The organism is Nocardioides caricicola (genome assembly GCF_039541135.1).
Lineage (GTDB): Bacteria > Actinomycetota > Actinomycetes > Propionibacteriales > Nocardioidaceae > Nocardioides > Nocardioides caricicola.
Genome location: NZ_BAABFQ010000003.1, coordinates 1015787 through 1035729 on the forward strand (window position 1 = coordinate 1015787; position 19943 = coordinate 1035729).

Below are 19943 nucleotides of genomic sequence, written 5' to 3' on the forward strand. Positions count from 1 at the left end.
AGCGAAGCGGAGGAGACACGCTCCTTCGTGGGGTGATCATCCGAAGGCGCCTCGGTCCTGGAGGTCCGAGACGGCCGTGGAGTCATAGCCGAGCAGCTCACCGAGGATCCGGTCCGCGTCCTCGTTGCGCAGCGGCGCGCGGCGGTACGTCGGCAGCTCCGAGCCGACCCGCACGGGCGAGGCGACCTGGCGCACCGTGCCGTAGCGCGGGTGCTCGGTCTCGACCAGCAGGTTGCGGGCGATCGTGTGCGGCTCGGTCATCGCGGCGGCGACGTCGTTGATCCGCGCGGTCGGCACGGCGGCGGCCTGCAGCGGCTCGACCCACTCGGCCACGGTGCGCTGCACGAAGATCTCCTCCAGCAACGGGATCAGGACGTCGCGGTTGCGGTCGCGGTCGGCGAACGTCGCGAACCGCTCGTCCGCGGCCCACTCCGGGCGGTCGATGACCACGGTCAGCCGCTGCCAGAACTTCTCCTTGGCGCAGCCGACGACGAACCAGCCGTCCTTGGCCTCGAACGCCTGGAACGGCACCAGCGACGGGTGCGCGGAGTGCCGGGTGCGGACCGGCGTGAAGCCGGCGTTGAGGTGCCAGGCGGCCGGGTAGGTCAGCAGCCCCATCGCGGTGTCGTACAGGCTGACGTCGCAGTCCATGCCGACGCCGTCGCGGCGCGCGGCGTGGATGCCGGCGAGCAGCGAGATCGCGGCCACGAAGCCGCCGCTGTAGTCGACCATCGACAGGCCGGACTTCGTCGGCGGTCCGTCCGGGTCACCGGTCAGGTCCATCCAGCCCGCGAGCGCCTGCAGCACGTAGTCGTAGCCCGGCTCCTTGCTGCGCGGCCCGGTCATGCCGAAGCCGGTCAGCGAGCAGCACACGATCGCCGGGTTGAGGTGCTTGAGGTCGTCGTAGGTGATCTTGATCTTCGCCGGCACGTCGCCGCGCAGGTTGCTGTAGACCGCGTCGCTGACCTTCACCAGGTCCTCGAACACACCCCGGCCGGCCGGCGTGGCCAGGTCGAGGGAGAGGCTCGACTTGTTGCGGTTGAACGCCTCGAAGAACAGCGAGTCCTCGCCCTCGGCGTACGGCGGCACGTAGCGGCCGACGTCGCCGCCGACGCGCGGGTCCTCGATCTTGATGATCTCCGCCCCGAGGTCGGCGAGGTGCACGCTGCCGAACGGGCCGGCGCCGTACTGCTCGACGGCGACGACACGGACGTCCTCCAACGGCTTCATGCGGTACCTCCGGTGAGCTCGGCGATCAGGCCGATGACTTCGCGCTGGGCGGTCCGGATCTCGTCCGGCGACAGCCCGTGCGTGGGCGGGGTGAGCTTGATGGTGTCGGCGACACCGTCGTACGACGCGATCTGCTCGGCCACCTGGTCGCGGGTGCCGGACAGGGTCAGCGCGTCGACCATCGCGTCCGAGACGTGGCCGGCGAGCTCGCCGGCCGTGGTGGCGCCGGCGAAGGCGTCGATGACCTTCTGCTGGTCCTCGGCGAGGCCGTGGAAGTCGAAGAAGTCGGCGTAGGTCCGCACGGTCGCGTAGAACCCGACCATGCCGGCACTGCGACGGCGCGCGACCGCGGGGTCGGCGTCGACCGAGCAGCACGACGAGGTGACGACCTCGACGGCGTCGCGGGTCCGCCCGCCCTTCTCGATGCCGGCCTCGATCTCGGGCAGGATCCGCTCCCGCAGGAACGCCGGCGACGTGAGCTCGTGGGAGATCCAGCCGTCGGCGACCTCCCCGGCGAGCCGGGTGAGCGCCGGGCCCATCGCGGCGAGGTGGATGGGGATCTCGGTGCGCTGCACGGGATAGGGCCGGCGGTAGCCGCGGATCTTCATCGGCTCGCGCTCGCCCGGCAGGTCGATCGGCGCGCCGGTGGTGCAGTCGGCCCAGAACGCCCGGATGTTGCGGACCGTCTCGCGCAGGTGGGTCACCGGCTTGTCCCAGTCGACGTGGTGCCAGTCCACGTTGAGCTTCTGGACGCCGCTGCCCAGCCCGAGCACGAACCGGCCACCCGAGAGCTCGTCGAGGTCGAGCGCCTCGAGCGCGGTGATCATCGGGCTGCGCGGGAACGCGAGCGCGATCGCCGTACCGACCCGAGCGGTCGAGGTCGCCTGCGCGACCGCGGCGGCGCTGACCGGCGCGCTGCGGTGCAGCTCGGGCACCCACACGGCGTCGGCCCCGGCCTCCTCGGCCGCCCGTGCGGCCTCGGCGAGCTCGGCCAGCGACTCGCCCCACGGGCCGTAGGTGATCTGCAGCGTCATGGGCGCGTCAGTCCTCCAGCGTCAGCGGGGTCTCGCCCACGGGGAAGATCCCCTCGAGCTGCTCGGCGCCGCGCTTGTAGACGTAGAAGGTGCGCAGGAACGAGCACACCTCCTTGCCGTCCTGGTTCAGCGTGCGGGTGCGCACCGTGACGATGCCGGCGTGCGGGCGCGAGGACGACTCGCGCTTCTCCTTGACGATGGACTCGCTGAAGAGCGTGTCGCCGGCGAACACCGGGTGGGTCATCTTGATGTCGTCCCAGCCCAGGTTCGCGAACGCGTTCTGGGTCAGGTCGGTCACGCTCTGGCCGACCGCGATCGCGACGGTGAGGGTCGAGACGACCAGCGGCTTCTTGAACTCCGAGCGCGCGGCGTACTCCGCGTTGAAGTGCATCTGGTTGGTGTTCATCGTCAGCAGCGAGAACTGGATGTTGTCCGCCTCGGTGACGGTGCGCCCCAGCGGGTGCTGGTAGATGTCGCCGACGGTGAAGTCCTCGAAGAACCGTCCCTGCCAGCCGGGCTGCACGCTCATGCTTCTGTCTCTCCTCATCGGGTGGCCGCGAGCAGGTGCTCGGCGACCGCGTCGGGCCTGGTCAGCGGGGCGTCGTGCCCGGTCGCGATCCAGGAGTACGGGATGCCGCGCTCGTCGAGGCGGCTGCGGGTGGTGCCGCAGGGGTACGCCGAGGGCGTCCCCGTGCAGAAGACGTAGGTCGCGGGGACCGTCGGCTCGCCGTCCGAGGCCGGGTCCAGCGACGGGGCGAACGGCACCGAGGTGAGCCGCTCGTTCATCCACGCCGCCGTGTCGGCGTCGAGGTCGCCGGCCGGCTCGACCGGCCGCGGCGCGATCACGGTCTCGCGCGGTGGCAGCACCGGCGGGGACGCGCCGAGGTCGACCGCGCGCTCCCCGGCGTCAGGCACAGCGGCGTCGACGTACACGACGTGGCGCACCCGTTGCGGATCGCGCAGCGCGACCTCGCGGACCACCACGCCGCCCTGGCTGTGGCCGACCAGGATCGTGTCGTCGGCGACCGCGGCGGCCACCTCGTCGACCCAGGTGTCCAGCGCGGTCGCGGTCTCGCTCAGCGTCGGCGTGCGGACCTCGTGACCGGCAGCCTCCAGCAGCGGCCGGACCCGGTCCCAGGACCAGCCGCCGCGGAACGCTCCGTGGACCAGGACGAAGGTGCTCATGCGTTCCCGGGCTCGTCCAGCACGACCTCGAGGTACTCGCGCGGGTAGGACTCGTAGGGCTTCAGGTGCTCGTACATCGCGAGCAGGTGGGCCTGGTACTCCGGGTGCTGCGTGCACTCCTCGTAGTCGGCCACGGTCTCGAAGTAGCGCAGGTGGGTGAAGTGCGTGCGGTCCTCGACGCCGCGCACCAGGCGGCGGCCGCGGTAGCCCGGGTGGTCGCGGAAGAAGCGGCCGAACTCGCCCGACAGCGCGATGTAGGCCTGGGCGTGCTCCTCGGCGGCGTCGCCGTCCTTGGTCCACGCCTGGCTGACCACCACGATCATTTTGGCTCTCCTCCCGCGGAATGCGTGACTTCGTAGATCATATATCCATATCCTCTGCGGTATGAGCAGCAGCACACAGACCAAGACCATCCACGAGTTCCTGGCCGACGCCCCGAACGTCGACCGCATGGAGCTCTGGACCGCCCTCTGGGGAATCCTCAGCGACGCCAAGGACAAGATCACCGCCGAGCTCGACGTCCAGCCGTACCCCTCGGGCCAGGGCCTGGAGTACTGGACCTCGGAGGACGGCGGGTACGAGGGCTCGCTGAACCCGTACGTCGGCGACCCGGACAACGGCGTCGAGTGGCTGGTCCACTCCTGGATCGGCAACCGCAAGAACTCGATCCTGGACATGAACCTCCAGGTCTGGCTGGGCCCGCACATCGACGTGCCGCACCTCGTGCTGGTCTTCGGCACCGTGCCGAACGTCTTCCACTTCTCCGACGTCGTCCCCCGCCGCGACCCGATGGTGGACGTGGACTACCTCAACAAGTACTTCGACCCGCAGAACCAGAAGTGGCTCGACCTGCGCGGCGACGACCGGTTCGTCTGGTCGGTCAGCCACGGCACCTACATGCGGGCGTTCAACTCCCCCATCGCGAACTCCTACATGGCGACCTGCTCGGACGCCGAGGCCGTCGAGCGCTTCGGCGAGGCCGTCCGGGACCGCGTCGACACCTGGCTGCAGTGGGTGCGCGAGGCCCAGCCCGTGCCGGTCGAGGAGCGCGCCGCGCTGCGCGAGCGCGACCACAAGGTCCGCGAGTACGGCTACACGCTGGACCCGATGAACGAGCTGTCCAAGAAGTTCCTCGGCGAGCAGCGGGTCAACGAGCTCGTCGCCACCCGCGCCGGTCTCGACCAGATCGCCGCTCTCGAGGGACGCGCATGAAGGTGCTCGTGATCGGCGCCGGCCTGGTCGGCACCGAGGTCGGCGCCCGCCTGAAGGCGCTCGGCCACGAGGTCGCCGGGACCACCACGACCCCGGGCAAGGTCGACGGGCTCCGGGAGCACTTCGACGCGGTCTACGTGCTGCGCGGCAGCGACCGGGAGGCGGTCGCGGCCGCGGTCGCCGGGCACGACGCGGTCGTCGTCGCCGCCGGCCCGAACGCCCAGCGCGCGATGACGCCCGAGGACCGCGCCGCGTCGTACCGGGAGATCCTGGTCGACACCGCCGAGTCGGTCGTCGCGGCGGACGGCTCGCCGTACCTCGTCGCCCTGTCGTCGCTGTCGGTGTACGGCGACGCCCAGGACGACCTGGCCGAGGTCACCGAGGACGGTCCGGTCACGGACTCGCCCGACCCGAGCCCGACGATGTTCCTCGCGATGGAGCGGGTCTACCTCGACCGCGCCGGCGACCGGGCCGTGGTGTTCCGCTGTGGCGACATCTTCGGTGCGGGCGACCCGCCGATCGAGGCGAAGGTGGGCATGGCGCACCAGTACCTCGGCGGCTCGGTGCCGTTCAGCGGCGACGCCCTCTTCTACCGCCTCGCCGTCGAGGACGCGGCCGACGCGATCGTGCACGCGCTCGAGGCACGGATCACCGGCCTGCACAACCTCACCCACGCCGAGGTGCCGCCGACCAACGCCGCCCTCTTCGACGCGATCTCCGCGACCCAGGGCCTGCCCGCGCTGGTCTACCGCGACGAGATCGCCTCGCCGAAGCGCCCGATCTCGGTGGCCAGGCTGAGCGCGACCGGCTTCACCGCCAGCCGGTCGTACGACGCCGCCACGCTGCAGGCGGGTCTCTCCAGCTAGCAGTGGGGGTACGAGGCGAAGGCCCCGCGACCGGATCGGTCGCGGGGCCTTCGTGCGTCGGCGTGGGCTACTTCAGCCTCAGCGTGCCCATCGCGCCCGACCCGGTCGGGACGCAGCTGATGGTGAGGGCGTAGTCCGGGATGTACACCGACATCGAGGTCACGGTGACGGGCAGCGAGTTCTTGGGGTTCTTGACCGAGCCCTTGACCTTCGGGACCGCGACCGGCTCGTTGGGTCCGGCGGTGGCGTGACCCTTGCCCTTGAGCGTGGCCCTGGACGAGCCGACCTTCAGCTTCAGCGTCGCCTCGACGTCGTTGTCGATCGCCACCGGCGAGACGCCGGGCATCTTGGACATCGTGGCGCGCAGGGCGACCTTGGGGTCGCTTCGCTTGGCGCGGACGCCCGAGAGCTTGATCGTGGCGTCGTACTCGAACTCGTCGTCGAACACCGTGCAAGTGAGCGGCACGGTCTTCGACACCCCTCCCTTCAGCGCCGTGGCGGCCTGCGCCGGTGCGGGTGCGAGCGTGCTCGCGCCCAGGGCCAGCGCGGCCGTGGCGACGACGGCGACGCTGCGCCGGGCGATGGACGGGTGCTGCAACATGTGGTCCTCCTCGTGTCTCGGGTCGACCTCCCCAGTCGCGAGGCTCCCCTCCAGCGAGGTGGAACAAACGTATATCGTAGATAAATATAGGAACCCCGCAGCCGGACCGGCTGCGGGGCTCCAGCGAGCGTCGGGTGACGGTCAGGTCACTTCAGCGTGAGCGTGCCGAGCGCGCCCTGGCCCTCGGCCGGGACACACGGGATCGCGTTGCCGAAGACCACGGCCTCGAATGCCGTGACCGTGATCGGCAGCGAGTTGCTCTTGGTGGTCGCCGCACCCTTGGCCGGGAACATCTTGGCGGGTTCGCGGGGACCCTCGGTCACCAGCTTGCCCTTGCCCTTGAGCACGGTGTCCACGGTCCCGACGGTCACGTCCATCGCGCTCGTGGCGTCGAAGTTGAGCGCCAGCGGCGCCACACCGGGCAGGTCCGACATCGTGGCGACGAGCTTGACCGGCTTGGCGGTCTTCGACGCACGCGTGCCCGACAGCGTGATCGTCGCCGGGTACTCGAACGCCGTGCCGGCGAACTCGCAGTTGAACAGGACCGTGCCGGTCGTGCTGCCCTTGAGCGGCTTCGGCTTGGGCTTGGCGTCGGCGGTCGGCGCCAGGAGGGCGCTCGCGCCCAGCGTGAGGGCGGCGGCGGTGACGACCGCCGCGCCGCGGCGGGCGATGGACTGCTTCATCTGGTTCCTCCTGGTTGACGGGTTGGTGCGTACGTCGGGGTTCAGCCGTGCTTCCCACGGCGGACGACCTGGGGCACGGCGATCAGGCCCGCGGCGCCGAGCAGGGTGAAGGCACCCGCCCAGAGCACGAGGACGGGCATCGCGTCGCCGCCACCGGTCTGCGGCAGCGTGCCGCCGCCCGTGGACGGGGCGGTCGTCGGGCTGCTGGTCGAGGTCGGGTCCTCGGACTCCTCCTCCTCGGGAGCCTCGGTGCCGACGACCATCTTGCCGAGCGAGGTCTCGTCGGTCTCGCACGGCGCCTCGACGGTCAGGCCGGTGGTCACGATCTTGAAGTAGAAGCTCGAGATCGAGACCTCCATCTCGTCGCCCTCGGCCGCGACCGTGCCCTTGAGCGTCGGCACCGGGACGGTCGCCTGCGGGTCCTCGACGACCTTCGAGGCGCCCTTCAGGGTGACGGCCTCACCGCCGACGGTGGCCTCGAGCTCGACGGTCATGTCGCCGTCGATCGCCACCGGCGAGATGCCCGGGATGTCGGTCATCGTGGCGCGCAGCTCGACGTCGCCGCCCTCTTCCTCGCGGTAGCCGTTGACCGTGATGGTCGCGGGGTACTCGAACTCGGAGCCGAGCGGCTCGAGCACGCAGGAGAAGTCGACGTCACCCTTGGCCGGCGAGGCCTCCGGCGCGGTCGTCTCGGACGCGGTGGCCGTCGCGGTCGCCGTGGCCGTCGCGGTCGCGGTGGCGGTCGCCGTCGCGGTGGCGGTCGGCGTGGGCGCCGGGCCGGTCTCGATGGTGAGCGTCCCGAGCGCAGCACCGCTGGTCGGCGTGCAGGTGCCGCCCATGTTGAACGACGGCAGCGCGTACTCGAACGTCGTGACGGTCGCGGTGACACTGGTCGCGGCCGTGGTGAAGTCGCCGTACGTCTTCGGCACCGGGAACGGCGCGCCGGCGGTGAGCGTCGTGTTGCCGTTGCCGGCGAGCGTCGCCGCCGTGCCACCCAGGTCGAGCACGAGCTCGTCGGTGATCGCGGCCTTGCCCAGCGAGACCGGGATGACGCCCGGCATGTCGGAGAGCTCGCCGACCAGCGTGACGGCGGTGTCGCCGTCGGTCTCGCGGAACGCGGTCACGGTGACGTCGGCGACGTACTCGAACGACGGGAACTGGCCCGCGGTGCAGGTGAAGGTCGTGCTGCCGGTGACCTTGCCGAGCACGTCTCCGGCACGGCCGTCGGGCGCGGCGTCGGCGGTCCCCGCCAGCGCTACGCCCCCGAGGGCGAGGCCGCCCGCGGCGCAGAGCGCGGCACAGGAGTGGGTCAGGGCGCGGATCCGCATCAGGCGTGGTGTCCCTTCTGGCGACCCGGGACCAGCAGCACCACACCGGCGCCGATGGCGAGCATGGCGGTGGCGGCGAGCAGGATCGCCGGGATCGAGTCACCGGCGCCGGTCTGCGGGAGCCCCTCCTGGCCGCTACCGGTCGGGGCCGGTTCGGTCGTCGGCGTCTGGCTCGGGGCCGGCTCCGGGGCGCCGAAGCTGATCGCCAGCTCCACGGTGTTGGCGGCGATCGTCGCCTCGTCGGTCGCGTTCGGCAGCGGGGCGGCGGCGATCATGCACGTGATCTGGGTGCAGTCATGGCCGCCGAAGACCTCCTTCACGGTGATCGTGAACGAGGCGACGTTGCCGTTCGCGTCGGCGTTGCGGAACGTCGCGCCGCCGGCGGTGTTGCAGTCCGACGGACCGGAGTAGCCCTCGATGCACTGGCCGATCGCGATGCTGGGGAGGTTCGGCTCGAACCCGGATCCCGAGACGGTGACCGTCTGGCCGTCGGTCAGCCCGGTGAGCTGGCTGACGTTGAGGGTCGGCGCGGCGAAGGCGGGCGCGGCGACCAGCGTCACCAGCAGCAGCGCTCCGACGACGGCGAGTCCTCGCATCAGCGGCCTCAGTGGGTTCTTCACGTCATCTCCTTGGGGTGGTCAGCCGTTGGTGGCGGCCAGGTGCAGGCCGGAGCGTTGGATGGCGGCCTGGTCGGCGCCGAGGTAGGACCGCACGACGGCGGGGTCGTTGCGGACCTCGTCGGGCGTGCCGGTCGCGATGACACGGCCGAGGTTCATGGCCAGCATCCGGTCCGAGAGTCGCGAGAGCAGGGGCAGGTCGTGCTCGATGACGACCATGGTCGTGCCGAGCTCCCGGCGGATCGCGAGCAGCAGGTCGCCGAGCGCCTCGCTCTCGCTCTGCGCGATGCCGGCGCTGGGCTCGTCGAGCAGCAGCACCCGCGGCTCGAGCGTCAGCAGGCAGCCGAGCTCGACCACGCGCCGGGTGCCGGTCGAGAGCTCGCCGACCGCGTGCGACGCGTGCCGGGTCAGCCGCATCCGCTCGAGGATCTCGTCGGCGGCGGCCGCCTTGGCGCGCTCGCTGGTGGGGACGCCGAGCGCGGACTCCCAGAGCCGCGTCGGGAGCGCCCGCTCCTGGGCGACCATCAGCGTCTCGCGGACGGTCAGCGTGGGGAACAGGGCCGCGTCCTGGAACGAGCGGACCAGGCCGTGCTGGGCGCGCTGCTCCGGGGTCGCGCGGGTCACGTCGGTGCCGTCGAAGACGACCGTGCCGGTGTCGGGCCTCGTGAAGCCGGCGACCATCTCGAAGCAGGTGGTCTTGCCGGCGCCGTTCGGGCCGATCACGCCGAGGATCTCCCCCGCCGCCACCTGGAAGTCCACGTGGTCGACGGCGACCACGCCACCGAAGCGGCGCGACAGGCCGGCGACCGTGAGGATCGGCCTGGCACCGCCGGACTCCGGCGCCGGGGCGCGGTCGAAGAGGCCCTCCAGGTGCGGTGCCTGGTGCAGCGGGGACGACGTGTCGGCACCCTCGGTCACGCCGTGGCGGGCGAGCATCGGGTCGATGCCGTGGCGCCGCGCAAGCGCGTCGTACAGGCGCTCGCGGCCGCTGACGAGGATGCCGCCGAGTCCGTCGGGCAGGAAGATCACGACCAGCAGCCAGCCGACGGCGAGCGCGGCCTCGCCGCCCATGCCGAGGCCGTACATGGCCGGCATGCCGACCATGATCAGCGCGCCGATGAGCGGGCCGAGGGTGACCGTGAGGCCGCCGACCACGGTGACCGCGACGACCTCGATGCTCGCGGAGGCCGGGAACGAGTTCACGGTGAGCTGCGACTGGCCGTGCCCGATCACGATGCCGCCGAGGCCGGCCAGTGCGCCCGAGACGGAGTAGAGCTGCAGCATCCGCATCCGGTTCGGCACGGTGAAGGCGCGAGCCGCGTCCTCGTTGTCGCGCAGCGCCTGGAGCTGCCGACCGAAGCCGCCGTGCCGCAGGTTGTTGGTGACCCACAGCCCGATGCAGAGCACCAGCAGCGCGAACAGGTAGTAGTCGACGGCGTACTCGAGCGGGTAGTCCCACCAGGTCGGCTTCGCCGGGGCGATGCCGTCGCCGAGGAAGAGCTCCTGGCGCAGCAGCCAGGTCGAGGTCGCCAGGGCGAACGCCAGGGTCGAGACCGCGAGCGCGAGGCCCTTGAGCCGCATCGCCGGGATACCGACCAGCGCCGAGGCGACCGCCGCGGTGATCACGCCGCACAGGAGGCCGAAGAGGAAGTTGTCGGTCGACTCCGCGACGTGCACCGACGCCGCGGCCGCGATGCCGGCGTACGCGAACTGGCCGAGCGACAGCTGGCCCGAGACCCCGGTCAGCAGCCCGACGCTGAGGCCGACGAGGGTGTAGCCACACACCAGGGAGAGGACCGACGCGGTGTCGTTGCTGACGACGTAGGCGACGCCGACGGCGCCGGCGATGCCGAGCGCGACGAGGACCCGCGGCAGCCAGACGATGGCGCGGACCTGGCGGTACTGCGCGGGCAGCGGCGGCAGCACGACCCGGCGCCACCGACCCTTGTCCTGGCCGGCCCGGCCGAGCTGCGGCTGGCGGAGCAGCGCGACCACGATGATGAGCGCGATCACGACCGTGACGAGGTCGCGGGTGTCGGGGTTCGACAGCAGGATCTGCTCGACGACGCCGATGCCGAGCGACGCCCCGAGGGCGATCGGGATCGACGACATCCGCGCGATCACCGCGCCGGCGAGGCCCTTGAGCAGCAGGTCCGGACCGAGGCCCTCCATGCCGGCACCGGCGGTCGTCGGCGTCACGAGGATCGCCGAGAACGCCGCGATGCCGCCGGCGATCGCCCAGGCCAGCGTGGCCATCCAGCGCGCGGGGATGCCCTCGAGCCGGGCGGTGTCCGGGTCGTCGGCCGCGGCCCGGATCGCCATGCCCATGCGGTGGTGCCGCAGGAACCAACCGAGGCCGGCCAGCAGCACCGGGGCGAGCACCAGCATCGCGACGTACGGCGTGCCGATCGGCAGCTCCTGGATCTCGAACGTGGGCAGCAGGGTCGGCTCGGGGAACGTGAAGCCGCTGACGCCGTCGCTGTTGATCAGCAGCGACATCACGAGGATCAGCTGGGAGAGGCCGAGGGTCGCGATCATGCCGACCAGGCTCGGCCGGCCCTCGAGGCGCCGGACGACGACGACCTCGATCGCTCCCGAGAGCACAGCCGCGACGACGATCGCGACCGCGAAGGCGACCCAGTACGGCAGGCCCCAGTCCACGACGAAGAGCGCCAGCACCGACGCGCCGAACGCGCCGACCGAGCCGTGCGCGAAGTTCACGAACCGGCTGGACCGGTAGACGAGGACCAGGCCGACGGCGAGCAGGCCGTAGGTCAGTCCGGTGAAGAGACCGATGACCAACCGGTCGATGCCGAAGTCGAAGCCGCCCATCAGCTCGGCACCGCCACGTGCCCGCCGAGCATCAGTGCGCGCACCCGCTCGGGATCCTGGGCCAGCTCGGCGGCGGTCTCCTCAGCGATGATCTCGCCCTTCTCCATCATGTAGACGCGGTCGACCAGCGAGAGCGCGACGTTCACCGACTGCTCGACGACGAGCACGGCGCTGCCGCGCTCGTTGAGCCGGCGGACCAGGTCCATCAGGCCGCCGACGACGACCGGCGCGAGGCCGAGCGAGAACTCGTCGATCACGAGCACCTTGGGCTCGACGACGATCGACTTGGCGAGCGCGAGCATCTGCCGCTCGCCCCCGGAGAGCGTGGAGGCCGGCTGGTTGCGGCGCGCGTGCAGCCGCGGGAACACCGCGAGCGCGGCCTCGACGGAGTCGCGCGTCCAGCGCTTGTCCTTCGTCGCGTACCCGTGCATCGTGAGGTTCTCGGTCACGGTGAGCGACGGGAATGTCGCCTGACCCACGACCTGGCTGAGGCCGAGCCCCACCCGCCGACGGGTGTTGTAGCCGGTGACGTCGATGCCGCCGAGCGTCACCGCGCCGGTGTCCGGCTTCAGCAGCCCGGCGATCACCTTGAGCAGCGTGCTCTTGCCGACGCCGTTCGGGCCCAGCAGCGCGACCATCTCACCCGCGCCGACCGTCAGGCCGGCGTCGAACAGCACCTGCACCGGGCCGTAGGAGGCCCGGATGCCGGTACAGCTCAGCGCGGGTGCGTCACTCATCGAACGGGACCTCGTCACCCACGTAGACGAAGTTCTCGACGGTCTCGTCGTACTTCAGCACCCGGTAGCCGCCGATCGCCGCGCGACCACCGCCACCGAGGGCGTTGCCGGGGCCGGACGCGCTCTGGAAGTCACCGCCCACGCGGTCCACCGCCTGCGCCCAGGCGGCGGCGTTCAGGTCGCCGTCGATGGAGTCGGCGCCCATCTTCAGCAGCCGGACCGCGTCGCAGTACGGCAGCGCCACGCGGGCCGACTCGCGCGACTCGAACGTGATGCCCGCGGCGGAGTAGATGTCGACGCACGCGGTCTCGGCCTCGCCGGTCGGGAAGGGGAACTGCGAGTCCGGCACGTCCTGCGGCGGGTGGAACCCGATGCCGACCATCCCGTCCATGATGTCGGGAGGGATCGTGTCGGGGTTCTTCACGAAGAACGACGGGTTGTCGAAGCTGGAGATCGCGTAGCGCGGCTTGAAGCCGTCCTGCGACCCGGCCACGGTCGCGAACACCGACGCCATCCGCGAGCCCCCGAGGAACATCACGCGCTCGATGGCCTTGCTGCGGAAGGTGATCGCGCCCTGCTCGAGTCCCTGGAACAGGGTGCCGGTGTCGGTGGTGTCGACCCACGCGACCTCCGGCTCGATGCCGTGCTCCTTCAGCAGCGGGACGGCGAGGTTCTCGATCGTGTCGCGGTTGACCGGCGAGTCGGCGGCGACGACACCGATGCCCTCCTCGCCCTCGAAGAAGCCCTGCTCGTCGAGGACCTCGACGTAGGAGTTCACGAAGGCGGTGTACTCCGGGAAGCTCGCGGTCCAGAGGTACGGCGAGTACTCCTCGAGGTAGTCGGTGCTCATCGCGTAGAGCGACGCGTCGAGCACGAGCGTCTGCCGGTCGGCGTAGCAGGGCCGGGCGTTGGTCTGGTACTGCCCGGTCATCACGACGGCGAACGCCTGGTCGTCCTGGGTGATCTGGTTGCACAGCTGCTCCTCGGCAGCCGGCGAGTCGGCCTGGGCGTCGTACAGGCGGAACACGGCGTCCAGCTCGCGCCCGCCGATCCCGCCGTTGTCGTTCACCCAGTCCTCGAGGGCCTGCAGCTGCGCCTCCTGGTCGCCGACCGAGGCGGTGTTGAAGCCGGTGAACTTCTTCACCGCGTCGAGGTCGACGGCGACGAACACGACCTTGACCGCGTCGTCGGTGACACCCGGGCCGGGGCCGGCGGTGGCCTGGGTGGCGAGGTCGGTGCCGCTGGCGGTGTTGCCGCCCGGCATCATCGTCCCGCAGCCCGCCACGGTGAGCGCGAGGGCTCCCACGACCGCACCGAGGCGCACCAGCGCCGACCGGTCCCGGAACCAGCTCTGCTTGCCCGTCACGAGTGACTCACCCCTGTGTCCTCAACGTGCCCCACACCCCAACTCCTAGACAATATACGATATCTACGAAGCCTGGGAAGGCTTCTCAGGAGCGCGGCGCGCCCACCACTTCTCGGCCGCCTCCAGGTCGACGACCGCTTCCAGCGGGACCTGCTCGAGCGGCGGCGCGATCGGCCGGCCCGCCACGAGCGGGGTGCCGTCGCGGTGCGCCCACCACGCGGTCGCGGCGGCCAGGTCGACGACCGAGTCGTCCCCGGTGGCCGCGATGGCCGGGCGGTACGGCGCCGGGAGCTTCGCCGCCCGACGGCGACGTACGCCCCAGACGATGAGGACGGCGCCGAGCACGTTCAGCGCGAACAGGCCCCAGGGATAGGTCTTCCACTCCAGGCTGAAGGCGCCGGTCTCGCTGTCCCCGACCTGGCCGACGACCTGGTAGGTGCCGAACGCCGCCATCGGCAGCTCGAGGGGCACCGTGACCACGACCTCGGCTCCCGGCTCGAGGACCCCCACCTGCGCGTCGACGATCTCGGGCTCCAGGTCCGTCGACCGGCCGACGGAGACCCGGACGACCGGGTCGGTGACTGTGGTCTCGCCGACGTTGGTGACGAGGAACAACAGGTCGCGGCGGACGGCGCCGCCGAACAGCTCGGCCAGCGTGGCGTTGCCGTCGAGGCGGGCTTCGGTGACCGTCAGCTCCTCCTCGCCGACCGGTGCGACGACGGGCGGCTCCTCGCCGGGGACCTCGATGACCGGGACGTCGGTCGGCGGCGGGATGTCGACGGGCGGCTCGACCGGCACCTCGACGGGAGGGACGACCGGCGGCACGACGACCGGCGGCTCCACCGGGTCGACCGGATCCACCGGAGTGGTGCCGATCTGTCCGGAGAACGCGTAGCCCGCACTGAGCCCGTTGCCGGCCTGGGTCGCGGTGATGGTCTCGGTGGCGGGGTCGCTGACGACGAACGTCGCGGTGAAGCCCCCCGCGCCGTCCGGCGTCGCGGTGGCCGGGGCGTCGGAGGTCGGCTCGCCGTCGGCGTCGTACCCGCGGACGGTGACCTTCTTCTGCGGGTCGAACTCGGTGCCGGTCAGCTCCACCGAGGTGGTGTCGGCTCCCGGCGTCTCGGCCGCGGCGAGCGCGGGCTCGCCGAGCAGCGTGAGGTCGGCGCTCGCGCTGGTCGCGCCGTCGGTCACCTCGACCGTGCCCGTACCGGCGGCCAGGTCGTCGGGGACCAGCAGCTCAGCGCGGCCCGTGCCGTCCTGGCCGATCCAGATGCGGACGTCGCGACCGCAGGTGGCCTCGTCGCACAGCCGGGCGACGGCCGCCGCGGAGGACGGGAAGCCGGAGGCGTCGACGACGACCTCGTTGCCGGCGCGCGCCGCGGTGGTGACCTGCTGGCCGACCACCCGGGCCACCTCGGCGCCCGAGGAGCCCACCACGGTGAACGGGGCGGTGACGTCGGTCGGCAGCGGCTCGGTGGCCGGGTTGGCCCCGCCGGGGACTCCCTCGGTCTGACCGTTGCAGGTGACCGCGACCCCCTCGGCCGGGACGTCGAACGTGATCGACGCGAGCCGGACCACGTGGTCGCCCGCGGCCCCCACCGGGACCTCGCCGCGCACCACGACGTCGCGGACCGGCTGCCCGGCCTCGGCGGCGTACTCGACCGTGAGCGGGGTCTCGACCGGCGTGCCGTCGACGTCGATGAGGAAGGACGCGGTGCCGACCGCGGGGAGGTCGGACACGACCGGACCGCTGGAGAGGCCGATCACGACCTCGCGCGTCCCACCCGGGGTCGTCGCGCCGGTCGTGCCCATCAGGACCTGGCCGTCCTCCACCGTCCACGGCTCGAGCTCGGTCGAGACGTCGGCGTACGGCTCCGGGACGTAGGTCCAGCAGCCGCCGGTCGGTGCCGCCGCGGCCGCTCCCGTCTGCCCGACGAGGACCACCCCGGCGCCCGCGGTCACGCCGACGAGGAGCAGCGCGGCGGCGGTGCGGGCAGTCCTCATGCGGGGCATCCTCCATCGCTTCGACTAGGGGCGGAGCGGAACCGAGGTGCCGCAACGACGCGATGATATATTCCAGCACATGTCTTCGGGGCTCGGATCCGCACTTCGGTTCACGATCCGTCTCGGCGCCGAGCTCGCGATCACCGCGGGCGTCGTCCTCGCGGCGTTCGTCTTCTACCTGCTCGTGTGGACCAACCACCAGACCGCGCAGGCGCAGGACGACCTCCTCGAGGACTTCCACGCCGAGCAGGCCGACGCCTCCAAGGGCGGCGGCAAGGGCGCGGTCGAGAAGCCGGAGTCCGGCGACGGCCTCGGCGTGTTGCACATCCCCGCGCTCGGCGAGGACTGGGAGTGGGTCGTGGTCGAGGGCGTCACCGACGACGACCTGGCCGACGGCCCCGGCCACTTCCCCGGGACCGCACTGCCCGGCGAGGTCGGCAACTTCGCGGTCGCCGGCCACCGCTCCACCCACGGCGAGCCGTTCGCGAACCTCGACCAGCTCGAGGTCGGCGACCCGATCGTGGTCGAGACGGTCGACGGCTGGCTGACCTACCAGGTGATGTGGGAGCGGATCCTCGCCCCGTCCGCCACCGAGGTGCTGGACCCCGTGGCCGGCCACCCCGGCGAGAAGGCCGAGCAGCGCACGATGACGCTGGTGACCTGCCACCCGCGCTGGGGCTCCAGCGAGCGGTTGGTGATCGGCACCCAGCTCGTCGAGCGCCGCGGGCCGACCGCGGGTCCGCCCGACGTCCTGGCCTAGCATCGGCGGGTGCCGCCCCGCTCCCCGTTGCCCCAGCGCCACGGGCTGAACGCGGCGTGGGTCCGCACCCTCGACCGGCACCAGCCGGCGCCCTGGCCGACGATGGGCGACTGGTTGCGCGATCGGCTCAAGGCCGGTGTGGACATCGGCGGGATGCTCGCGGCCGAGCGGTTCGTGTACGACGACCTGCGACCGGTCCGCGAGGACGACCCCTATGTCCCGCAGACGTTCGTGTGGTTCCACCGCGACCTGCGCGACGAGCCTCCCGTCCCGGGCACGCTCCCGGTGCTGCACCGCGACGAGCGGCTCGTGGTCGTGGACAAGCCGCCGTTCCTTTCGACGATCCCGCGCGGCATGCACGTGCGCGAGAGCGTCGTCGTGCGGCTCCGCGACGAGCTCGACCTCCCCGAGCTCTCGCCGGTGCACCGGCTCGATCGGATCACCTCCGGCGTACTCGTGCTGACGACCGCGCGCCGGTGGCGCGGGCCGTACCAGTCGATGTTCGAGCACAGCACGGTGACGAAGACCTACCGCGCGCTCGCGCCGTTCCGCGAGGACCTGGCACTGCCGCTCACCGTCCGCAACCACATCCGCAAGGAGCGCGGCGTCCTGCGCGCCGAGGTGGTGCCCGGCGCCCCGGTCAACGCCGAGACGTTGATCGAGCTCGAGTCGGTCGACGGCGCGCTGGCCGTCTACCGACTGTCGCCGCGCACCGGCCGCACCCACCAGCTCCGCGTGCACCTCAACGACCTCGGCATCCCGATCGTCGACGACCCGCTCTACCCCACCGAGCTCGACGTCTCGATCGACGACTTCAGCAGGCCGCTTCAGCTGCTGGCGAGCGAGATCGAGTTCGTGGATCCGGTCGACGGCGCGCCACGGCGCTTCGTCAGCGATCGAGAGCTGCCACTCCTGCCGATGAGTTGAGATCCGCCCTCGACGACGAGCAGTGGGAGGCGCCGTCGCTTTGCGAGGGCTGGTCGGTGCACGACGTCGCCGCCCATCTCGTCGACTCGGCTCGGACGACCCGGGTCGGCTTCTTCCTCGGTCTTGCGCGCGCCGGCTTCGACTTCGACCGGCAGAACGCACGGGGTGTCGCGCGTGAGCGAGGAGCCTCCCCCGCAGACACGCTCGAGCGGCTGCGCTCCGTCGCGTCGCGCACGTCGCGGCCGCCCGGCTCGGTCGACACCCGCTTGGTCGAGGAGGTCGTGCACGGTGAGGACATCCGACGTCCGCTGGGGATCCATCGCGACTACCCGGACCTGGCCGTCTCCCGTGCCCTGCAGCTGCAGGCGCGGACGCCCGCCTCCTTCGGCGGCGCCAAGAAGCTCGTCTCCCGCGTCCAGCTCGTCGCGACCGATGCCTACCTCGTCGTCGGCGACGGGCCCGAGGTGCGCGGCCCGGCCCTGTCGTTGCTGCTCGCGGTCTCGGGGCGCAGCGGCGCGCTGGCCGAACTCGACGGTCCCGGCGTCGCTTCGCTGGTGTGACGCCCGACGGCCTGCGCGGGGTTGCGGAGGCCAGGCGGCCTGCGGGTCTGCTTCTGGTTCCGCTTTCTGGTTTTCGGACAACGGGGTCGCCGGAGTCTGTGGTCACCGTTGACTACCTATTGGCGTCGGTGGAAAGCGACTGAGCCGTCGAGTCTGTACGTGGTCTCGTAGCCGGTGTCGTGGGCACGTTGGTGGTGCCAGTGGCACAAGGTCACGGCGTCTCTGACGTTGGTGTGGCCGCCGTCGGCCCAGCGGGTGTGGTGGTGGGCGTGGAGTCCGTGGGTGCGGTCGCAGCCTTCTGCGCGGCAGCCGCGGTCGCGGGCGACCATCGCGAGTCGCATGGCGCGGGTGTGGAAGCGGCGGCCGCGTCCGACGTCGAGGGGCTCGGAGTCGGCGCCGAGGACGACGGGGATGATCTCGGCCTCGCAGAGCAGGCGGCGCGCGGCGCTGGGGCTGATCTTCTCTCCGGTGTCGAGGGTCCCGGCTTTCTCGACGCGGCCCATGAGTGAGTCTTCGTCGATGAGGACGAGCATGGTGGCGTTGAGGCCGCCGTTCGTGGGGAGCTTCTTGGCCGGGAACCGCTGGATGTAGTCGCACAGCGCTTGGCCCATCGCCTCGGGGCTGAGGCGCTGGTGCTCGGCGCCAGCGATCGCGAACAGCGCCTTGCGCAACGGTGCGCCAGCCAGGGCGGTGGGGATGGTGAACCGGCCATGGGTCTTGCCATGGCCGTCGTCGTACATCGACAGGTGACAGGCCTTCGCGGCTGCCTTCTCCTCGGCCTCGAGGATCGCCGCTTCACGGGCGTCGGCCTCGTCAGGGGCGATCACCTCGAACAGGTGCTTGCCCAACACGCGCAGGGCTTTCGCGTCGTGGTGGGCCGCCTCGGCCAGCAGGTGCGCCTCGGCCCTTTCGGTGTCGACGTCATCGGAGAGCTGGTCGACCGCGTGGATGATCACCCGGGCCTGGTCGGCCAGCACCTCGCCGTGCGCGAGGGCATCGCGCGTGAGCGGGTGCTGCTCCAAGGAGTGGCCGAGCTTCACGGTGCCCGCCGCGACCGGCCGGGTCGTGTTCGTGGTGTGCGCCAGCCAGGTCGCGGCTGAGGACGCGCCGACTTCTTGCCCGACGTGGAGGTCGTCGGCGTGGGCTGCGACGCGGGCTTTCAGCTCGGCCAGCTTCGCCTCGGCCCGGGTCAATGCAACGAGGGTATCGGCGGTCTCGGCGGCGTCCATCGACCACACCGAGGAGTCGGCGACGGCATCGAGCTCGGCGTGGACATGCGCGGTCGCCACCGACACTCGGTGTCTCGGGGTGGCGATCGCTGTCATGGTTCAACCCAAGCACCGACCACCGACAGTCAGACCCGAGAATCCCCTTGTCTTGCTGGGATGTGGAGAACTTTCTGAGATTTTACCTTCGCCTTCCGGTGGTGGTTTCGAGGCTCGCTGGCGCTCGCACCTCAACCACCGAAGCGTCACTCCAGGTACCGCTCCAGCAGCGCTGCCTCGGCCCGAAGTGCACCAGCCGCATCGCCAGCCCCACGGGCGTCGAGGTCGTCGGCGGCGGTGAGGCGCTCGTCCCGCTCCCCCGCGACGACAGCCCGCACGGCGTCTGGGTCGAGCTCGCGTCGGGCGACGTCGGCGGCGCCGAGACCGGAGACGGCGCCGGCGATGGCACCCTCGGACCGCAGGCTAAGGGGCGTGTCGTCGACGTCGGGCTGGGCCTCGGCGTTAGCGATCGCCGACAGGACCGTGCGCAGGACGCGGGCGGTGTCCTTGTCCCGGGCACGCAACGCAGCGGCCAGGTCCTCGCGCACCCGCGCCTCGACATTCGACACGCCTGCGCCTACATCGTCCCGCGGTCGTAGAGGTTGCCCTGGCCCCGGCCCCGTTCGAAGTCCGCGCTGACGCCGGGGGCGCGGTGGCGGGACCGGCCGCTGCTCCACCAGACGAGCGCCAGCACGAGCAGGGCGACCACGACGGCGGCGATGATCCAGTACGTCAT

The 19943-nt window shown here is 71.6% G+C and carries 21 protein-coding genes; 5 read left to right on the forward strand and 16 right to left on the reverse strand.

Annotated features, from left to right (window positions below; genetic code table 11):
• Positions 1–36: 36 nt before the first annotated feature.
• From ABD875_RS06750 to ABD875_RS06770, 5 genes are read right to left on the reverse strand one after another with little or no spacing between them, the layout of a single operon-like run.
• Entirely contained in the window at positions 37–1230 is a 1194-nt protein-coding gene (locus ABD875_RS06750; RefSeq protein WP_345172512.1) for a CaiB/BaiF CoA transferase family protein, read from the reverse strand.
• Positions 1227–2264, reverse strand: coding sequence for an LLM class flavin-dependent oxidoreductase (locus ABD875_RS06755; protein ID WP_345172513.1), 1038 nt, complete (start codon positions 2262–2264; stop codon positions 1227–1229). Before ABD875_RS06755 ends, ABD875_RS06750 begins: the two co-directional genes overlap by 4 nt.
• Positions 2265–2271: 7 nt before the next feature.
• Positions 2272–2793, reverse strand: coding sequence for a MaoC family dehydratase (locus ABD875_RS06760; protein WP_345172514.1), 522 nt, complete (start codon positions 2791–2793; stop codon positions 2272–2274).
• A gap of 14 nt (positions 2794–2807) precedes the next feature.
• Complete coding sequence (locus ABD875_RS06765; protein WP_345172515.1) at positions 2808–3449, reverse strand: alpha/beta hydrolase; 642 nt, start codon at positions 3447–3449, stop codon at positions 2808–2810.
• Complete coding sequence (locus ABD875_RS06770; protein ID WP_345172516.1) at positions 3446–3772, reverse strand: antibiotic biosynthesis monooxygenase; 327 nt, start codon at positions 3770–3772, stop codon at positions 3446–3448. The genes ABD875_RS06765 and ABD875_RS06770 overlap by 4 nt, the downstream gene beginning before the upstream one ends.
• 61 nt (positions 3773–3833) lie before the next feature.
• Between ABD875_RS06770 and ABD875_RS06775 the strand changes: the two genes are divergently transcribed.
• Positions 3834–4661 (forward strand): hypothetical protein, encoded by an 828-nt coding sequence (locus ABD875_RS06775; RefSeq protein ID WP_345172517.1) that lies wholly within the window; start codon positions 3834–3836, stop codon positions 4659–4661.
• The gene (locus ABD875_RS06780) at positions 4658–5527 is read left to right on the forward strand and encodes an NAD-dependent epimerase/dehydratase family protein (protein ID WP_345172518.1); all 870 of its coding nucleotides are present in this window, start codon (positions 4658–4660) and stop codon (positions 5525–5527) included. The genes ABD875_RS06775 and ABD875_RS06780 overlap by 4 nt, the downstream gene beginning before the upstream one ends.
• Positions 5528–5594: 67 nt before the next feature.
• On the opposite strand, the gene ABD875_RS06785 is transcribed toward ABD875_RS06780, so the two are convergent.
• The 8 genes from ABD875_RS06785 to ABD875_RS06820 all read right to left on the reverse strand — a co-directional run bounded on the left by ABD875_RS06785 (position 5595) and on the right by ABD875_RS06820 (position 15695).
• Positions 5595–6128: a hypothetical protein gene (locus tag ABD875_RS06785; protein WP_345172520.1), complete on the reverse strand. Its 534-nt coding sequence runs from the start codon at positions 6126–6128 to the stop codon at positions 5595–5597.
• A 146-nt stretch (positions 6129–6274) separates the two neighbouring features.
• On the reverse strand, positions 6275–6811 hold the full coding sequence (locus ABD875_RS06790) for a hypothetical protein (protein ID WP_345172522.1): 537 nt from the start codon (positions 6809–6811) through the stop codon (positions 6275–6277).
• Positions 6812–6852: 41 nt separating this feature from the next.
• Positions 6853–8139 (reverse strand): hypothetical protein, encoded by a 1287-nt coding sequence (locus ABD875_RS06795; protein ID WP_345172524.1) that lies wholly within the window; start codon positions 8137–8139, stop codon positions 6853–6855.
• Positions 8139–8759 (reverse strand): neocarzinostatin apoprotein domain-containing protein, encoded by a 621-nt coding sequence (locus tag ABD875_RS06800; protein WP_345172525.1) that lies wholly within the window; start codon positions 8757–8759, stop codon positions 8139–8141. The genes ABD875_RS06795 and ABD875_RS06800 overlap by 1 nt, the downstream gene beginning before the upstream one ends.
• Before the next feature lie 18 nt (positions 8760–8777).
• Positions 8778–11588, reverse strand: coding sequence for an ABC transporter permease subunit (locus ABD875_RS06805; RefSeq protein WP_345172527.1), 2811 nt, complete (start codon positions 11586–11588; stop codon positions 8778–8780).
• On the reverse strand, positions 11588–12325 hold the full coding sequence (locus ABD875_RS06810; protein ID WP_345172529.1) for an ABC transporter ATP-binding protein: 738 nt from the start codon (positions 12323–12325) through the stop codon (positions 11588–11590). The genes ABD875_RS06805 and ABD875_RS06810 overlap by 1 nt, the downstream gene beginning before the upstream one ends.
• Positions 12318–13691: a type 1 periplasmic-binding domain-containing protein gene (locus ABD875_RS06815; protein WP_345172531.1), complete on the reverse strand. Its 1374-nt coding sequence runs from the start codon at positions 13689–13691 to the stop codon at positions 12318–12320. Before ABD875_RS06815 ends, ABD875_RS06810 begins: the two co-directional genes overlap by 8 nt.
• Positions 13692–13754: 63 nt before the next feature.
• On the reverse strand, positions 13755–15695 hold the full coding sequence (locus ABD875_RS06820) for a hypothetical protein (RefSeq protein WP_345172533.1): 1941 nt from the start codon (positions 15693–15695) through the stop codon (positions 13755–13757).
• A gap of 79 nt (positions 15696–15774) precedes the next feature.
• Between ABD875_RS06820 and ABD875_RS06825 the strand changes: the two genes are divergently transcribed.
• The 3 genes from ABD875_RS06825 to ABD875_RS06835 all read left to right on the forward strand — a co-directional run bounded on the left by ABD875_RS06825 (position 15775) and on the right by ABD875_RS06835 (position 17942).
• Positions 15775–16455, forward strand: a complete 681-nt coding sequence (locus ABD875_RS06825; RefSeq protein ID WP_345172535.1) for a class E sortase — start codon at positions 15775–15777, stop codon at positions 16453–16455.
• Between the two features lie 102 nt (positions 16456–16557).
• Complete coding sequence (locus tag ABD875_RS06830) at positions 16558–17382, forward strand: pseudouridine synthase (RefSeq protein WP_345172704.1); 825 nt, start codon at positions 16558–16560, stop codon at positions 17380–17382.
• On the forward strand, positions 17379–17942 hold the full coding sequence (locus tag ABD875_RS06835) for a maleylpyruvate isomerase family mycothiol-dependent enzyme (RefSeq protein ID WP_345172537.1): 564 nt from the start codon (positions 17379–17381) through the stop codon (positions 17940–17942). Before ABD875_RS06830 ends, ABD875_RS06835 begins: the two co-directional genes overlap by 4 nt.
• A gap of 116 nt (positions 17943–18058) precedes the next feature.
• Here ABD875_RS06835 and ABD875_RS06840 read toward each other — a convergent pair whose 3' ends face one another.
• The 3 genes from ABD875_RS06840 to ABD875_RS06850 form a co-directional block, all read right to left on the reverse strand.
• Positions 18059–19171 carry an HNH endonuclease gene (locus tag ABD875_RS06840; RefSeq protein ID WP_345172539.1) on the reverse strand — a complete coding sequence of 371 codons (1113 nt, stop codon included), beginning with the start codon at positions 19169–19171 and terminating at the stop codon, positions 18059–18061.
• A gap of 242 nt (positions 19172–19413) precedes the next feature.
• Positions 19414–19776, reverse strand: a complete 363-nt coding sequence (locus ABD875_RS06845; RefSeq protein ID WP_345172541.1) for a GatB/YqeY domain-containing protein — start codon at positions 19774–19776, stop codon at positions 19414–19416.
• Between the two features lie 8 nt (positions 19777–19784).
• Positions 19785–19943, reverse strand: coding sequence for a hypothetical protein (locus ABD875_RS06850; protein ID WP_345172543.1), 159 nt, complete (start codon positions 19941–19943; stop codon positions 19785–19787).

What these genes read in the sequence shown, in the direction of transcription:
- ABD875_RS06780 (WP_345172518.1), top strand. Translation starts at nt 4,658, where the DNA reads ATGAAGGTGCTCGTGATCGGCGCCGGCCTGGTCGGCACCGAGGTCGGC.
- ABD875_RS06810 (WP_345172529.1), bottom strand. Translation starts at nt 12,325, where the DNA reads ATGAGTGACGCACCCGCGCTGAGCTGTACCGGCATCCGGGCCTCCTAC.
- ABD875_RS06785 (WP_345172520.1), bottom strand. Translation starts at nt 6,128, where the DNA reads ATGTTGCAGCACCCGTCCATCGCCCGGCGCAGCGTCGCCGTCGTCGCC.
- ABD875_RS06825 (WP_345172535.1), top strand. Translation starts at nt 15,775, where the DNA reads ATGTCTTCGGGGCTCGGATCCGCACTTCGGTTCACGATCCGTCTCGGC.
- ABD875_RS06775 (WP_345172517.1), top strand. Translation starts at nt 3,834, where the DNA reads ATGAGCAGCAGCACACAGACCAAGACCATCCACGAGTTCCTGGCCGAC.
- ABD875_RS06805 (WP_345172527.1), bottom strand. Translation starts at nt 11,588, where the DNA reads ATGGGCGGCTTCGACTTCGGCATCGACCGGTTGGTCATCGGTCTCTTC.
- ABD875_RS06770 (WP_345172516.1), bottom strand. Translation starts at nt 3,772, where the DNA reads ATGATCGTGGTGGTCAGCCAGGCGTGGACCAAGGACGGCGACGCCGCC.
- ABD875_RS06765 (WP_345172515.1), bottom strand. Translation starts at nt 3,449, where the DNA reads ATGAGCACCTTCGTCCTGGTCCACGGAGCGTTCCGCGGCGGCTGGTCC.
- ABD875_RS06850 (WP_345172543.1), bottom strand. Translation starts at nt 19,943, where the DNA reads ATGACGTACTGGATCATCGCCGCCGTCGTGGTCGCCCTGCTCGTGCTG.
- ABD875_RS06790 (WP_345172522.1), bottom strand. Translation starts at nt 6,811, where the DNA reads ATGAAGCAGTCCATCGCCCGCCGCGGCGCGGCGGTCGTCACCGCCGCC.
- ABD875_RS06840 (WP_345172539.1), bottom strand. Translation starts at nt 19,171, where the DNA reads ATGGACGCCGCCGAGACCGCCGATACCCTCGTTGCATTGACCCGGGCC.
- ABD875_RS06830 (WP_345172704.1), top strand. Translation starts at nt 16,558, where the DNA reads ATGGGCGACTGGTTGCGCGATCGGCTCAAGGCCGGTGTGGACATCGGC.
- ABD875_RS06750 (WP_345172512.1), bottom strand. Translation starts at nt 1,230, where the DNA reads ATGAAGCCGTTGGAGGACGTCCGTGTCGTCGCCGTCGAGCAGTACGGC.
- ABD875_RS06760 (WP_345172514.1), bottom strand. Translation starts at nt 2,793, where the DNA reads ATGAGCGTGCAGCCCGGCTGGCAGGGACGGTTCTTCGAGGACTTCACC.
- ABD875_RS06795 (WP_345172524.1), bottom strand. Translation starts at nt 8,139, where the DNA reads ATGCGGATCCGCGCCCTGACCCACTCCTGTGCCGCGCTCTGCGCCGCG.
- ABD875_RS06755 (WP_345172513.1), bottom strand. Translation starts at nt 2,264, where the DNA reads ATGACGCTGCAGATCACCTACGGCCCGTGGGGCGAGTCGCTGGCCGAG.
- ABD875_RS06820 (WP_345172533.1), bottom strand. Translation starts at nt 15,695, where the DNA reads ATGAGGACTGCCCGCACCGCCGCCGCGCTGCTCCTCGTCGGCGTGACC.